This is a genomic window from Pseudomonas deceptionensis, assembly GCF_900106095.1.
In the GTDB taxonomy this organism is placed as follows: domain Bacteria; phylum Pseudomonadota; class Gammaproteobacteria; order Pseudomonadales; family Pseudomonadaceae; genus Aquipseudomonas; species Aquipseudomonas deceptionensis.
Genome location: NZ_FNUD01000002.1, coordinates 2,375,959 through 2,392,089, shown reverse-complemented (window position 1 = coordinate 2,392,089; position 16,131 = coordinate 2,375,959). Strand labels below are relative to the sequence as shown.

General features: G+C 59.4%; 11 protein-coding genes. 4 read left to right on the top strand and 7 right to left on the bottom strand.

The features are described 5' to 3' along the window. Positions 1-126: 126 nt before the first annotated feature. Positions 127-1,590, bottom strand: coding sequence for a glyceraldehyde-3-phosphate dehydrogenase (locus BLW11_RS10970; RefSeq protein WP_048358700.1), 1,464 nt, complete (start codon positions 1,588-1,590; stop codon positions 127-129). A 286-nt stretch (positions 1,591-1,876) separates the two neighbouring features. Between BLW11_RS10970 and mfd the strand changes: the two genes are divergently transcribed. Both mfd and BLW11_RS10960 read left to right on the top strand, forming a co-directional pair. Beyond that, positions 1,877-5,329: a transcription-repair coupling factor gene (gene mfd, locus BLW11_RS10965; RefSeq protein ID WP_048358701.1), complete on the top strand. Its 3,453-nt coding sequence runs from the start codon at positions 1,877-1,879 to the stop codon at positions 5,327-5,329. An 18-nt stretch (positions 5,330-5,347) separates the two neighbouring features. Continuing rightward, entirely contained in the window at positions 5,348-8,050 is a 2,703-nt protein-coding gene (locus tag BLW11_RS10960; protein ID WP_048358702.1) for a DEAD/DEAH box helicase, read from the top strand. Positions 8,051-8,232: 182 nt separating this feature from the next. Here the strand turns inward: BLW11_RS10960 and BLW11_RS10955 are convergent, their stop codons facing one another. From BLW11_RS10955 to BLW11_RS10945, 3 genes are all read right to left on the bottom strand, one after another. Next, positions 8,233-8,970 (bottom strand): S-methyl-5'-thioinosine phosphorylase, encoded by a 738-nt coding sequence (locus BLW11_RS10955; protein WP_048358703.1) that lies wholly within the window; start codon positions 8,968-8,970, stop codon positions 8,233-8,235. 12 nt (positions 8,971-8,982) lie between these two features. Then, complete coding sequence (gene nagZ, locus BLW11_RS10950; RefSeq protein WP_193790169.1) at positions 8,983-9,981, bottom strand: beta-N-acetylhexosaminidase; 999 nt, start codon at positions 9,979-9,981, stop codon at positions 8,983-8,985. A gap of 181 nt (positions 9,982-10,162) precedes the next feature. Then, entirely contained in the window at positions 10,163-10,870 is a 708-nt protein-coding gene (locus BLW11_RS10945) for a TetR/AcrR family transcriptional regulator (RefSeq protein WP_048358705.1), read from the bottom strand. A gap of 260 nt (positions 10,871-11,130) precedes the next feature. Here BLW11_RS10945 and lexA point away from each other — a divergent pair, with 260 nt between their 5' ends. After that, the gene (gene lexA / locus BLW11_RS10940) at positions 11,131-11,739 is read left to right on the top strand and encodes a transcriptional repressor LexA (protein ID WP_048358706.1); all 609 of its coding nucleotides are present in this window, start codon (positions 11,131-11,133) and stop codon (positions 11,737-11,739) included. A 10-nt stretch (positions 11,740-11,749) separates the two neighbouring features. Continuing rightward, the gene (sulA, locus tag BLW11_RS10935; protein ID WP_048358707.1) at positions 11,750-12,223 is read left to right on the top strand and encodes an SOS-induced cell division inhibitor SulA; all 474 of its coding nucleotides are present in this window, start codon (positions 11,750-11,752) and stop codon (positions 12,221-12,223) included. 69 nt (positions 12,224-12,292) lie between these two features. Here the strand turns inward: sulA and BLW11_RS10930 are convergent, their stop codons facing one another. The 3 genes from BLW11_RS10930 to topA all read right to left on the bottom strand — a co-directional run bounded on the left by BLW11_RS10930 (position 12,293) and on the right by topA (position 16,093). Then, positions 12,293-12,526, bottom strand: a complete 234-nt coding sequence (locus BLW11_RS10930; RefSeq protein ID WP_048358708.1) for a hypothetical protein — start codon at positions 12,524-12,526, stop codon at positions 12,293-12,295. A gap of 119 nt (positions 12,527-12,645) precedes the next feature. Then, positions 12,646-13,167, bottom strand: a complete 522-nt coding sequence (locus tag BLW11_RS10925) for a DUF6586 family protein (RefSeq protein WP_048358709.1) — start codon at positions 13,165-13,167, stop codon at positions 12,646-12,648. 298 nt (positions 13,168-13,465) lie between these two features. Further along, a complete protein-coding gene (topA, locus tag BLW11_RS10915) occupies positions 13,466-16,093 on the bottom strand; it encodes a type I DNA topoisomerase (protein ID WP_048358711.1) in 2,628 nt (875 codons plus the stop codon). Positions 16,094-16,131: the final 38 nt, after the last annotated feature.

The following is a 16,131-nucleotide window of genomic DNA, read 5'->3' as shown; positions in this document are numbered from 1 at the left end:
CTTTGAAACTTAAAAGCAGGGGTCGCTGCGCAACCCGTCGCAGCCTTCGTACCTCGTCAGCGGCTACAGAACTGCACACACAAAAACGCCCCGACGAGTCGGGGCGTTTTCAGTTGCGGCGCTTGCTTAGCGTGGGAACGCTGGCGGGTTAACCCCGGCCATGTCTTCCATCACGCGAACTACCTGGCAGCTGTAACCGAATTCGTTGTCGTACCAAACGTACAGAACAACGCGGTTGTCATTGCAGATAGTGGCTTCAGCATCCACTACACCAGCGTGACGCGAACCCACGAAGTCAGTGGAAACCACTTCCAGCGAGCTCACGAAGTCGATTTGCTTGTGCAGATCGGAGTGCAGCGCCATGTGACGCAGGTACTCGTTCATTTCTTCACGGGTAGCCGGCTTCTCAAGGTTCAGGTTGAGAATGGCCATCGACACGTTAGGCGTCGGAACGCGGATCGCGTTACCGGTCAGCTTGCCGGCCAGCTCAGGCAAAGCCTTGGCAGCAGCGGTAGCAGCACCGGTCTCGGTGATCACCATGTTCAGCGCGGCGCTACGGCCACGGCGATCGCCCTTGTGGAAGTTGTCGATCAGGTTCTGGTCGTTGGTGTACGAGTGAACCGTTTCAACGTGACCGTTGACGATGCCGAACTTGTCGTTGACAGCCTTGAGCACCGGCACGATGGCGTTGGTGGTGCAGGATGCTGCCGAAACGATCTTGTCGTCTGCGGTGATTTCGCCGTGGTTGATGCCGTGAACGATGTTCTTCAGCTTGCCTTTGCCAGGCGCGGTCAACACAACGCGGTCGATACCAGGGCACTGCAAGTGCTGGCCCAGGCCTTCGGCGTCACGCCACACACCGGTGTTGTCCACCAGCAGCGCGTTCTGAATGCCGTACTGGGTGTAATCCACCTCGGTAGGGTTCTTCGCGTAGATCACCTGGATCAGGTTGCCGTTGGCGGTGATGGTGTTGTTGGCTTCATCTACAACGATGGTGCCATCAAACGGGCCATGAACCGAGTCACGACGCAGCAGGCTTGCACGCTTGACCAGATCGTTGTCGGCGCCTTTGCGCACGACAATGGCACGCAGACGCAGACCGTCGCCACCACCGGTTTTTTCGATCAGGATGCGCGCCAGCAGACGGCCGATACGACCGAAGCCGTACAGCACAACGTCAGTGCCTTTACGTGGGGAAGCGTTTTGCTGACCTACAACATCGGCCAGCTCTTCGCGTACGAACTGCTCAGCCGTGCGGCCATTGCCTTCGGCCTTGAACTTGACGGCCAGCTTGCCCAGGTCTACCGAAGCAGCGCCGAGCTTGAGCTCGCTCATTGCCTTGAGCAGCGGGAAAGTTTCGTGCACGGACAATTCGATGTCATCGGACTGACGATGGCGAGCAAAGCGGTGAGCCTTGAGAATCGCAATGACAGAACGGTTGATCAGGCTGCGGCCATAGATCGAGCTCACCACGTTGTTATTGCGGTAAAGCTGACCGATAAGCGGGATCATCGCTTCTGCGAGTGCTTCACGATCGATCCACTCACCAAGACACTGGTCGGGCTTCTGAGTCACGGGAACCTTCCACATGTAGGGGCTGAAAAAAGGGGCTACATTATGCCGCCGCACCCATGCAGGGGCAATGCACGCCTGTCACACACTGTTACTGAAACGATTAAGCACCCGTAAATATAGGCGAATAATTTTTTAACATCTGCTTTTTCATGGGCCTCCTGCCCTTGCGCAACCCCTCTGGCGCCCTCATGTTCTATTTCACACGCTGATTTCAACACGGCTTAAAGACTGCAACTGACAGCCAGCCCCTTGGCCCGTTACAATTGCCGACTTTGTCGCAACGCTTGGAGCTCAACCTTCCGTGCCCGTCCTGCGTCTACCGAAACTCCCTGCCACGGCAGGCAAACAGCACTGGGGCAACCTGCCCGGTGCCGCCCTGAGCCTCGCGATTGCCGAGGCCGCCAGCGCCGCCAAGCGCTTCACCCTGCTCCTGACCGCCGACAGCCAGAGCGCTGAACGCCTGGAGCAAGAACTGAGGTTCTTTGCGCCCCAGTTACCGGTGCTGCACTTCCCGGACTGGGAAACCCTGCCCTACGACCTGTTCTCGCCGCACCAGGACATCATTTCCCAGCGCATCGCCAGCCTGTACCGGCTGCCGGAGCTGAGTCATGGCGTTTTGGTAGTGCCCATAACTACCGCCCTACATCGCCTGGCCCCCACCAAGTTTCTGCTCGGCAGCAGCCTGGTGCTGGATATCGGCCAGAAGCTGGATGTGGAGCAGATGCGCACCCGGCTTGAGGCCAGCGGTTATCGCTGCGTCGATACGGTTTATGAGCATGGCGAGTTCGCGGTACGTGGCGCGCTGATCGATCTGTTCCCGATGGGCAGCAAGCTGCCGTACCGGATCGACCTGTTCGACGACGAAATCGAGACCCTGCGCACCTTCGACCCGGAAAACCAGCGCTCCATCGACAAGGTCGAATCGGTACGCCTGCTGCCGGCTCGCGAGTTTCCGCTGCAAAAAGACGCCGTGACCCGCTTCAAGGCCCGCTTCCGTGAGCGCTTTGATGTCGACTTCCGGCGCTGCCCGATCTTTCAGGACTTGACCAGCGGGATCACACCCGCGGGCATCGAGTACTACCTGCCGCTGTTTTTCGATGAAACCTCGACCCTGTTCGACTACCTGCCGGGGGACACGCAAGTGTTCTCGCTGCCGGGTATCGAACAGGCAGCCGAGAATTTCTGGTCTGACGTGCGCAACCGCTATGAAGAGCGCCGCATCGACCCGTCGCGCCCGCTACTGCCGCCTGCCGAGCTGTTCCTGCCGGTGGATGACTGCTTCGCCCGCCTGAAAAACTGGCCACGGGTAGTGGTCAGCCAGGACGACGTCGACACCGGCAGCAGCCGCGAACGCTTCCCGGCACAGCCATTGCCGAATCTGGCGATTGAGGCCAAGGCCAATCAGCCGCTGGCTGCCCTGTCCGGTTTTCTTGAGCAGTTTGATGGCCGCGTGCTGTTTACCGCCGAATCGGCCGGTCGCCGCGAAGTGCTGCTCGAACTGCTCGAACGCCTCAAACTGCGGCCAAAAACCGTCGATAGCTGGCCCGATTTCGTCGCCAGCAAGCACCGCCTGGCAATCACCATTGCCCCCCTGGATGAAGGCCTGCTACTGGACGATCCGGCGCTGGCACTGATCGCCGAAAGCCCGCTGTTCGGCCAACGCGTGATGCAGCGTCGGCGCCGCGAAAAACGCACTGACGCCAACAACGATGCGGTCATCAAGAACCTCACCGAACTGCGCGAAGGCGCGCCTGTGGTCCACATCGACCACGGCGTGGGCCGCTATCAAGGGCTGGCGACACTGGAAGTCGACAACCAGGTGGCCGAATTCCTGACCCTGGAGTACGCCGAGGGCGCCAAGCTCTACGTGCCCGTGGCCAACCTGCACCTGATCGCCCGCTACACCGGCAGCGATGACGAGCTGGCGCCGCTGCACCGCCTGGGCTCGGAAACCTGGCAAAAGGCCAAGCGCAAAGCTGCCGAACAAGTGCGTGACGTGGCGGCCGAGCTGCTCGACATTTATGCCCGTCGCGCCGCCCGCGAAGGCTATGCGTTCGCCGATCCGAAGGCTGATTACGCCACCTTCAGTGCCGGCTTCCCGTTTGAAGAAACCCCGGACCAGCAAACCACCATCGAAGCCGTGCGCGCCGACATGCTGTCGCCCAAGCCAATGGATCGACTGGTGTGCGGCGACGTGGGTTTTGGCAAAACCGAAGTGGCCATGCGCGCTGCATTCATTGCCGTGCATGGCGGTCGTCAGGTCGCCATTCTGGTACCCACCACCCTGCTCGCCCAGCAGCACTACAACAGCTTCCGTGACCGTTTTGCCGACTGGCCGGTAACCGTTGAGGTGATGAGCCGATTCAAGTCCGCCAAAGAGATCAATGCCGCCGTGGCCGACCTGGCCGAAGGCAAGATCGACATCGTGATCGGCACCCACAAGCTGCTGCAAGACGACGTCAAGATCAAGAATCTGGGCCTGGTGATCATCGACGAAGAACACCGGTTCGGGGTTCGCCAGAAAGAACAGCTCAAGGCGCTGCGCAGCGAGGTCGACATTCTGACCCTTACTGCTACGCCAATCCCGCGCACGCTGAACATGGCAGTGTCGGGCATGCGCGACCTGTCGATCATCGCCACGCCGCCGGCGCGCCGGCTGTCAGTGCGCACTTTTGTCATGGAACAGAACAAAAGCACGGTCAAAGAGGCGCTGCTGCGTGAGTTGCTGCGCGGCGGGCAGGTTTACTACCTGCACAACGACGTCAAGACCATCGAGAAATGCGCTGCCGAACTGGCCGAGCTGGTACCGGAAGCACGGATCGGCATCGGCCACGGCCAGATGCGCGAACGCGAACTCGAACAGGTGATGAGCGACTTCTATCACAAGCGCTTCAACGTGCTGATCGCCTCGACCATCATCGAGACCGGCATCGACGTGCCGAGTGCCAACACCATCATCATCGACCGCGCTGACAAGTTCGGCCTGGCCCAGCTTCACCAGTTGCGCGGCCGCGTCGGACGCAGCCACCACCAGGCCTACGCCTACCTGCTGACACCGCCGCGCCAGCAAATTACCGGGGACGCCCAAAAGCGCCTGGAGGCCATCGCCAACACCCAGGACCTGGGCGCTGGTTTTGTACTGGCCACCAACGACCTCGAAATCCGTGGCGCGGGCGAGCTGTTGGGGGACGGCCAAAGCGGCCAGATCCAGGCAGTCGGTTTTACCCTGTACATGGAAATGCTCGAGCGCGCGGTCAAGTCGATCCGCAAGGGCGAGCAGCCCAACCTCGACCAGCCGCTGGGCGGCGGGCCGGAAATCAACCTGCGCGTGCCGGCCCTGATTCCCGAGGCCTACCTGCCCGATGTACACACCCGACTGATCCTCTACAAACGCATTGCCTCGGCTGCCGATGAGGAAGGCCTCAAGGATCTGCAGGTCGAGATGATCGACCGCTTTGGCCTGCTCCCGGAGCCGACCAAAAATCTGGTGCGCATCACCCTGCTCAAATTGCAGGCCGAGCAACTGGGGATCAAAAAGGTCGATGCCGGCCCACAAGGCGGGCGGATCGAGTTCGCCGCCGACACCCCGGTTGATCCGATGGTGCTGATCAAATTGATCCAAGGCCAACCCAGCCGCTACAAATTCGAGGGGGCGACCCTGTTCAAGTTCATGGTGCCAATGGAACGGCCGGAAGAACGCTTCAATACCATTGAGGCGCTGTTTGAGCGCCTGACGCCGAAGTCTTCCAGATGACCATGAAATGAAATCCCCATGCCTGTGAGCCTGACCCCACGACTGACCAAGCCCCTTGCGCCGACGTGGGTCAGTCGATTCAAAGAACAAAGCCTTGAGCGTGGCCGCCGCTACGCCAAGGAGAACCGCGTCAGGCTGGTCCAGATCGGCGATAGCATGATCACCGCCAGTTGCCAGGGCTCAGGCGAGAACACCTATCGCCAGACCATTCACCTGCGCGAGTCCGCCAAAGGCACCCTGCTTTTGGTGGACGCGACCTGTACCTGCCCGGTGCGCACCCACTGCAAACACACCGCTGCCGTCTTACTGAAGATTGAAGATACCTTGAACTACCCTGCCGCTGCCCAGGACGCCGAGCTTCTGGAAAAACTCCAGGCCGTGCTCGACTCACGTCGCCCCGCCAACCTGCCCGAGCAACTGGTCGAAGATGTACGACCGGTGCCGCGTCTGTGGCTGGCCAGTGCCGAGTTCAGCGCCTTCGAACCGCGCAACGGCAAGATGCAACGCTATATCCAGCACCGCGCCGCCTTGTCATTCAACTACCTGGACCAGTACGTCAGCGGGCAAAAGAACGCCGATATCCTGCTGCGCCAAGAGCACCAGACCCTGCGGATCAAACGCCAGCCGGACGTTGAAAACCTCTACCGCGAACAACTGCGCAGCCTGGGGTTCAAGATTGCCACCCGCCAGAGCAAGGCTTTGCCCGAAAGTGCCGGCGAGCTGTTTGAACTGGTCAACGACAGTGCCTGGCTCAATTTCACGCTCAACCAGATGTCCGGCCTGCGTGAGCAGGGTTGGGAGCTGCAGATCGATGAAGGTTTCGGCTTTGACCTGACCCCGGTTGAAGACTGGTACGCCACTGTCGATGAAGCCCCTGAACGCGACTGGTTCGATCTGGAGCTGGGGATTATCGTCAACGGCCAGCACTTGAGCCTGCTGCCCATACTGCTGAACCTGATGCGCTCCCACAGCGACATGCTCAACCCGGAAAAACTCGCCCGCCGGCGCGATGACGAACTGATCCTGGTGAACATCCCGGCCACGGCCAACAGCGGTCAGGGCCCACTACAAGTGGCCCTGCCTTACGGCCGACTGAAACCGGTGCTCGCAACCCTGGACGAGTTTTACCTGGGCGAGCCCGACGCCACTGCACTGCGGATCAAAAGCGCCGACGCACCGCGCCTTAACGCACTGGACGCCCTGCCCTTGCGCTGGGAGGGTGGCGAGCAGATCCGCGGCTTTGCCCAGCGCCTGCGTGACATCAAAGACTTCAGCATCCAGCCCCCCGAAGGGCTCAATGCCAACCTGCGGCCCTACCAGCTCGAAGGGCTGAGCTGGATGCAGTCCCTGCGCCAGCTTGAAGTCGGCGGGATTCTTGCCGACGACATGGGCCTGGGTAAAACCCTGCAAACCCTGGCGCATATCCTGTGCGAAAAAAATGCCGGGCGCCTTGATCGCCCGGCCATGGTGGTCATGCCCACCAGCCTGATCCCCAACTGGCTCGACGAGGCGGCGCACTTTACTCCGCAGCTCAAAGTGCTGGCCCTGTATGGCGCCACCCGTAAAAAACACTTTGAACATATCAACGACTATGACGTGGTCCTGACCACCTACGCCCTACTGCCCAAGGACATCGATCACCTGTCCAAAATCCCCCTGCACATGCTGGTGCTGGACGAAGCGCAGTACATCAAAAACCCCAACAGCAAGGCCACCCAGGCGGCCTGCGAGCTGGTTGCGCGCCAACGCCTGTGCCTGAGCGGCACCCCGCTGGAAAATCACCTGGGCGAACTATGGTCATTGTTCCACTTCCTGCTTCCGGGCTGGCTGGGCGACGTCAAAGCTTTCAACCGCGACTACCGGGTACCCATCGAACGCCAGGGCAACGACGAACGCCTGCAGCACCTCAACGCACGGATCAAACCGTTTTTACTGCGCCGCACCAAAGAACAAGTCGCTACCGAACTGCCACCCAAGACCGAGATCATCCATTGGGTCGACCTCAACGAGGCGCAGCGCGACGTATACGAAACCATGCGCCTGGCGATGGACAAGAAAGTACGCGACGAAATCACCCGCAAAGGCGTCGGCCGCAGCCAGATCATCATCCTGGAAGCCCTGCTGAAATTGCGCCAGGTGTGTTGCGACCTGAGGCTGGTCAGCGACACCCCGCCCAAAAAAGGCAGCTCCTCGGGCAAGCTCGACAGCTTGATGCTGATGCTCGATGAGCTCTTTGCCGAAGGTCGACGCATCCTGCTGTTTTCGCAATTCACCTCGATGCTCGGATTAATCGAAATCGAACTGAAAAAACGCAAAGTGCGCTACGCGATCCTGACCGGGCAAACCCGCGACCGCCGTACGCCGGTCAAGGACTTCCAGAGCGGTACGCTGCAAATCTTCCTGATCAGCCTCAAGGCGGGCGGCGTGGGCTTGAACCTGACCGAAGCCGACACCGTGATTCACTACGATCCGTGGTGGAACCCGGCAGCTGAAAACCAGGCCACCGACCGCGCCTACCGCATCGGCCAGGAAAAACCGGTGTTTGTGTACAAGATGATTGCCCGCGGCACCGTGGAAGAGAAAATCCAGCACTTGCAACAGGAAAAATCGGATTTGGCGGCAGGAATTCTGGATGGCCGAAGTGCCGGAGACTGGAAACTGAAGGACGACGACATCGACGCCCTGTTTGCGCCGCTGCCGCCAAAAACCGAAAAGCGCTGAAAACTGACGCAGCCTGCGGCTTGATTCTGTAGCAGCTGCCGAGCTCCGCGAGGCTGCGTTCGGCGGCGCAGCCATCGTGAAGTCAGATAACGCGGTGTTTCAGATAAGCCGCCCATGCAGGATTTACGACGACTTCGCCGCCGAACGCAGCCTCGTTTCTTCGGCAGCTGCTACGGACTTAATCAGCCCGCCAGCACCCCCGCCAGTGTCGCTTTGACCTTGCCCATGCCGTCATGCAGCGCCTGCTCGATTTCGGCCATGGTGATGATGGCTGTCGACTTGCCCGCAGCCGGGTTGACCACCAGCGCCAGGCACGCGTAATCCAGCTCCAGCTCACGGGCCAGAGCCGCTTCCGGCATACCGGTCATGCCCACGATGTCGCAACCGTCACGCTCAAGGCGAGCGATTTCCGCCACCGTCTCAAGACGCGGGCCTTGAGTCGCCGCATACACACCATGACTGCTGTAGGAACAACCCTCAGCCGCCAGTGCGCCGATCAACTGCTCACGCAACGACTCGGTGTAGGGATAGCTGAAGTCGATGTGGGTCACGTGCTCCAGATCACCGGCGAAATAGGTGTGCTCACGACCACTGGTGTAGTCGATCAGTTGATGCGGCACACAAAAATGCCCGGTGCCCATCGCCATATGAATTCCGCCAACGGCATTGACCGCCAGGATCGCCTCGGCCCCCGCCTGCTTTAAAGCCCACAGGTTGGCGCGGTAGTTGACCTGATGCGGCGGCACGCGGTGCGGGTGGCCATGACGCGCCAGAAACAACACTTCGCGCCCGCCAAACTCACCGATCTGGATATCTGCCGAAGTCGGGCCATAAGGCGTATCCAAGGCCAGCGAACGGCTGATGGTCAACCCTTCAAGCTGAGTCAGGCCTGTACCACCGATAATTGCGTAAACCGTCATTGAGTCCTGCCCTTAATCAATTAGTTGAGCGTCTTTGAGTGCACCCATTGCCACCAGCCAGCGCGGGCTCTGGCGATAGTCGGTGCTGGCCCAGGCCTGACCGCGCATGCGGGCGATCCGCGGCGAAGGCGTGACTTTCAAGCGCTGCGCGGCACTGAGTGCCAGTTCTGCCGCCGCACGGTCGTTGCACACCAACCCCATGTCGCAACCGGCCGACAGGGCCGCTTCAATCCGACTCGCGGCATCACCCACCACATGCGCACCGGCCATGGACAGGTCATCACTGAAAATCACACCGTCAAATTGCAGTTCGCCGCGCAAGATATCCTGCAACCAGCGACGGGAAAAACCCGCGGGCTGGCTGTCAACTTGCGGGTAAATCACGTGAGCGGGCATCACGGCAGCCAGCTGTTTGCTCAGACGGGCAAATGGCACCAGGTCATGGGCACGTATCTGCTCAAGGCTGCGCTCATCAGTCGGGATGGCAACGTGAGAATCAGCTTCAGCCCACCCGTGCCCCGGAAAATGCTTACCGGTAGCAGCCATGCCTGCATCATTCATCCCGCGAATAAAGGCACCGGCCAGTGTGGCGGCACGCTCGGGGTCACCCTCGAACGAACGGCTGCCCACCACGGCACTGCGCTGGTAATCCAGATCCAGTACCGGGGCAAAGCTCAAGTCCAGCCCCACAGCCAAAACTTCCGTGGCCATGATCCAGCCACATTGCTCGGCCAGGTACTCGGCATTCGGGTTATCGGCAATGGCGCGCATGGCGGGCAGGCGTACAAAGCCCTGACGCAGGCGCTGCACCCTGCCGCCTTCCTGATCGACCGCCAGCAGCAAGTCCGGACGCAATGCACGAATCGACGCACTCAACTCACGCACCTGGCGCGGGTGCTCGATATTGCGCGCAAAAATGATCAATCCGCCCACTTCAGGCTGGCGCAGCAATTGCCGATCTTCAGCCGTCAGCCAAGTACCGGCGACGTCCACCATCAAGGAGCCTTGCAAGGCACAGTTCATGGGAAATCCTTAAGAGAAAAAGCGCTTGTTACCCGGAAAGAATGCGCGAGCACAGCGATGCACGCCGCGCACGAGAGAGGCAGCGGCGTATCGACAGACGGGAACAAGTCAGGGCTAGGCATGGCAGCTAGCTTAGCGGAACTGAGCTGCCACGCCCACCTGCAGCAGGTCAAACCTTGGCGGCAGCCGGTGCGGTTTTGGTGCGGGGGCGAAGCTGGGCACTGGCCATTGCCGGATCACTGACGCCACTTTCAGCGCGCATGCCGGCTGCAAGGAACGGCACCATCAGACGCATCACCTGCTCGATGGAGGTGTTGACGCCAAAATCGGTCTCGGCAATGGCACGCAACGCCTTGATCCCCGACATGCTGAAGGCCGCCGCGCCAAGCATGAAGTGCACGCGCCAGAACAGCTCTATAGGCGGGATCTGCGGGGCCGCTTCGTTGACCAGCAACATATAGCGACGGAACACTTTGCCGTACATGTCTTCGAGGTAACGGCGCAAGTGCCCCTGGCTCTGACTGAAAGCCAGGCCCAGCAAGCGCATGAAAATCGACAGGTCATTCCCGCTTCGGGGCTGAATCACCAGCGCCTGCTCGACCAGCATTTCCAGTAGCTCTTCCAGGCTCGGACGGTTCTCCGGCCTGGCCTGGCGGCGCTCCAGCTCACGATCAAGGTTGGCGCAAAAAGGCCCCAGAAAACGTGAAAAAACCGCCTGAATCAGCGCTTTCTTAGAACCGAAATGGTAATTGACCGCCGCCAGGTTAACCCCGGCTTTACTGGTAATCAGCCGTAATGAGGTTTCGGCAAACCCTTTTTCCGCGAACAGCTGCTCAGCAGCATCAAGGATACGTTCAACGGTTTCCGACTGGGCCATGACTACTCCGCCTGACAAGCATTTAAACACCTGTTTGAAACATACGTTTCAGATTGTAAAAAGTCAAGATGACGTATTCGTTTTACGACCGTGTGGTTTCGCATTTAACCACAGCCCCGGCCGGCAACACCCCACCTGATAAAGTACGGGCCGCGCAGCTTATTGACGACCGTCCAGCGGACTGCCGGAAATGGGTGATTGCCAATAAGCCTTCACTGTATATAATCCCAGTCACTGTATAAAAAGACAGAGCGATCAACATGCTAAAACTGACGCCACGCCAAGCAGAGATCCTGGCCTTCATCAAGCGATGCCTGGAAGACAACGGATACCCGCCCACCCGTGCCGAGATCGCACAGGAGCTGGGCTTCAAGTCCCCCAACGCAGCCGAAGAACACCTCAAGGCCCTTGCCCGCAAGGGTGCCATCGAGATGACCCCAGGGGCGTCGCGCGGCATTCGCATCCCCGGCTTCGAGGCCAAGTCCGACGAGTCCACGCTTCCCATCATCGGCCGCGTCGCTGCAGGTGCCCCGATCCTGGCGCAGGAGCATGTCGAAGAGTCGTGCAACATCAACCCGACCTTCTTCCATCCGCGAGCCGATTACCTGCTGCGGGTACAGGGCATGAGCATGAAAGACGTCGGCATCTTCGATGGCGACCTGCTTGCTGTTCATACCTGTCGCGAAGCCCGAAACGGCCAGATCGTGGTGGCCCGTATCGACGACGAAGTGACGGTAAAACGCTTCAAGCGTGAAGGCAACAAGGTCTGGCTAATCGCCGAGAACCCTGACTTCGCCCCGATTGAAGTCAATCTCAAGGATCAGGAACTGGTCATTGAAGGCTTGAGCGTTGGCGTTATTCGCCGTTAAAGGAGGCGTCATGCAGTTCCCACACACACCGCTGCCAGCACAACTCACCCTGTTCGAAGCGTTCATGGCGCAACCCATGACCCCGGCGATCAAAGACGTGCTCGAATCACCCTGGAGCGCCGACCCTGAAGTCTTCAGTGAACTGTCGCTGCGCGGTGCTGCCGGAAACTGCCTTAACCTGCTTGCCCCGATGCTGCGCGAACTGAGCGAGCAACAAAATGCCCGCTGGCTCACACTGATCGCACCGCCTGCGAGCTTGACCCAAAGCTGGTTACGCGACGCCGGCCTGAACCGCGAGCGTATTCTGCTGCTACAGCCCAACGGCAATAAAAGCGCCTTGCAACTCACCTGCGAAGCGTTGCGTCTGGGGCGCAGCCACACTGTGGTGAGCTGGATCAACCCGCTGAACAGCGCTGCGCGCCAACAGTTGATCAGCGCAGCACGCACCGGGCACGGTCAAAGCTTGAATATTCGTTTGGGCTAAACAACTGATGCCGCCACAGGGCCAGTGCAGAACGCACTAGCCTGGCTGTGGCTCGCGTGTCAGGGCCGCTTAATGAAGAACGTGCGGCCCATCGTCTTTTTCGAGCTCGCCTTCGGCCAGTCGACCCGCCATCTGCACACCAACGCTGAGCATGGCTTTTGCCACCTCTACGTGCTGACCCTGAAGAAACGCCTTGGCATCTTCAGAAAAGTTCAGCGTCACCAAAGACCCTTCGTCCTCAGCACGGCGCAACTCGATGCGGCCGTCTGGCAACTCGACAATTTCTAGAAAGGACGTTGGCATATAAATTTGTTCTCCACGAAAGCGCGGGAGTATATCAGCCATCCCGTGGAAAATTCCCGGGATCTGTAGCGCTTTCGCTGACAGACTGATGAATGACTGTACCGTTTCGGTTTAGACCCTTAGCACTCATTGAGTCCATCACGGAACCGAATGGCCAGGCCTTTGAGGTTCTGACGCCACTCTTCCAGTGTTTCGCGGCTCAACTCCAGGGGCTCCTCGTCTTCGAGGTTGATCGCAACGATCAATGGCTGGAACACATCCGCCTTGACCTTCTTTGGCGCCTGTAGCGGTTGATACAGCCCGGCATGGGTCGCGACCAACTGTGCCAGCCAGGTCTGCGGTGCCTGCGCCAGCTCAACCAGCTCTGCCAGTTCAGGGATTGCCTTCTCCTCCAGCACTTGCCGGGTAAGCAGCAACTCGACCCGAGGTGCATTGGCCTGGGGCAGGCGATAAAAGCCGGCTATCTCATGGCACAACCCAAGCAACGCGCCATAAAGATGAAACACCGCCGATTCACGTTCGGCCTGAACCAGCGCCTGAGCATTCATGGCCCGACCCTCGCTCGCCTTGTTCATGGCCTCAAGGGCCAGGCCCGCGAAATAGATTTTCTGATTAGTGCGGGTATAGAGTTCGTGAGCCATGCGGGCGCTCCACAGCAAATGAGTGATGGCAATTTGTGCAGTCTCAGGGATCAGGCCGCTCTCCTGCAATCCCTTTGTAGCCGCTGAGGAGCGCAGCGAGACTGCGTCCGAGTATGAAATCCTCGCGAAATCGGAAATCACAGTGCACCTGAAAGTCCCCGCTGAACGGTTTGGCGACTGCTGCGCAGCCGATCGCAGCCTCGCTGCGCTCCTCAGCGGCTACCAACAACCACGAAAACAAAAAAACCGCGCAAGGCATGCAGCCCTTGCGCGGTTTTTGTTAAGCGGTCAGCTTAAATCAAGCGTCTTTTTCTTTACGCTTGTCTTCAACCTTCCAGCTCTTGCCGTCGAAGAACGCACGCCAGCCCGTTGGCTTGCCCTCGACTTCAGTCTGCACGTACTGCTCTTTGGTTTTGCGACTGTAGCGAATCACAGCCGGACGGCCATCCGGGTCTTTCTTCGGCGCGTCACACAGGAAGTGGTACTTGGGATCTATCTCGTCCTTGTGCGGAACAATCTCGATCACCAACGGCGCACGGGTTTCACGGTTTTTCGGGAACTGGCTCGCCGCCAGGAACAACCCCGAAGCACCGTCACGCAGGATATACGTGTCGTTTACCTTTTCGCACTTGAGCTCCGGCATTTTCACCGGGTCCATTTTCGGCGGCGCCGCTTCACCGCTTTTCAGCAATTTACGGGTGTTTTTGCATTCGGCATTGGTGCAGCCAAAGAACTTGCCGAAACGGCCGGTTTTGAGCTGCATCTCGCTGCCGCACTTGTCGCACTCAAGGCTTGGGCCTTCATAGCCCTTGATGCGGTAGTTGCCTTCTTCAATTTCGTAGCCAACACAATCCGGGTTGTTACCGCAGATGTGCAGCTTGTGCTTCTCATCCAGCAGGTAAGCATCCATCGCCGTGCTGCAAATCGGGCAGCGGTGCTTGCCCAGCAACACCAGGGATTCGGATTCGCCTTCGTCGTCCGCAGCGATTTCGTCACCCGGCACCAGATTGACCGTGGCCTTGCAACGCTCTTTCGGCGGCAGGCTGTAACCGGAGCAACCCAGGAACACACCGGTCGAAGCCGTACGAATCTGCATCGGACGACCGCATTCCTTACAAGGAATATCGGTCATCACAGGCTGGTTGGCCCGCATCCCGCCATCCGGCGCAGCCGCTACTTCGAGCTTCTTCTTGAAGTCGCCGTAGAACTCGTCCAGCACGTTCTTCCAGTCGCGCTCACCGTGAGCCACGTCATCGAGGTTCTCTTCCATACCGGCCGTAAAGCCGTAGTCCATCAGGTCAGAGAAGCTCTCGGACAAGCGCTCGGTAACGATGTCGCCCATTTTTTCGGAGTAGAAGCGGCGGTTATGCAGCGCCACGTAACCACGATCCTGAATGGTCCCGATAATCGCAGCGTAGGTCGAAGGACGACCGATACCGCGTTTTTCCATCTCTTTAACCAGGCTCGCTTCAGAGTATCGCGCAGGCGGCTTGGTGAAGTGCTGGCTCGGGTCGAGCTCGATCAATTTCAGTACGTCGCCCTGGACCATGTCCGGCAGCACATCGTCGTCGCCCGGCTTGGCAATTTGCGGCATCACGCGGGTGTAACCGTCGAATTTGAGGATGCGGCCCTTGGCACGCAGCTCAAAATCACCGGCCGCCACAGTGACGGTGGTCGACAGGTATTTGGCCGGCAGCATCTGGCACGCCACGAATTGGCGCCAGATCAGCTCGTAAAGGCGCTCAGCGTCGCGCTCCATGCCCGTAAGCTTGCTCGGGTGCATGTTTACGTCAGAAGGACGAATCGCTTCGTGAGCCTCCTGTGCGCCTTCCTTGCTGCTGTACACGTTGGGGGCCGGCGGCAGGTACGACGCGCCGAACTCGCCTTCAATATAAGTACGCGCCATCTCGACCGCATCAGCCGAGAGGTTGGTGGAGTCAGTACGCATATACGTGATGTAGCCAGCTTCATACAAACGCTGGGCCATCATCATGGTTTTCTTCACCCCGTAGCCCAAACGATTGCTCGCGGCCTGTTGCAGGGTGGAGGTAATGAAGGGCGCAGACGGCTTGCTGCTGGTCGGCTTGTCTTCACGCTTGACGATGCTGTAGTTCGAAGCTTTGAGCTTCTCCAGCGCAGCCATGGCCTGGGTTTCGTTAAGCGGCTTGAAGGCCTCGCCTTTTTCACGGGCGACGTCGAAGCGCACCTTGGCACCCTTGGCAGTGCCAAGGTCGGCGTGAATTTCCCAGTACTCTTCAGGGTTGAACGCACGAATTTCGCGCTCGCGCTCAACCACCAGTTTTACCGCTACCGACTGCACACGGCCTGCCGACAGACCACGGGCAACCTTGGCCCACAGCAGCGGTGAAACCATGTAACCCACTACGCGATCGAGAAAGCGGCGGGCCTGCTGGGCGTTAACACGGTTGATGTCCAGCTCGCCCGGCTTGGAGAAGGCTTCCTGGATCGCCTTTTTGGTGATTTCGTTGAACACCACGCGCTTGTAGCGGCTGTCATCACCACCGATGGCTTCGCGCAGGTGCCAGGCAATGGCTTCCCCCTCGCGATCCAAGTCGGTTGCGAGATAGATGGTGTCAGCATCCTTGGCGAGCCGGCGCAGCTCTTCGATGACCTTTTCCTTGCCTGGCAGGATCTCGTACTTGGCTTTCCAGCCATGTTCGGGGTCCACACCCATGCGCGAGATCAGCTGCTTCTGAGCCTTCTCTTTTGGCGACAGGGCCGGCGCTTCGCCCGCCGCTGCCTTGCCACGCTTGGCAGCCGGTTCTTTGCTGGCGCTAGCCGAACCGCTGGTGGGCAGGTCTCGGATATGGCCGATACTCGACTTCACCACGTACTCGTTACCCAAGTACTTGTTGATGGTCTTGGCCTTAGCCGGGGATTCCACAATGACCAGCGATTTGCCCATGGATCAGAAAATTCCTGAATTCTAGAAGTGAAAGGCGG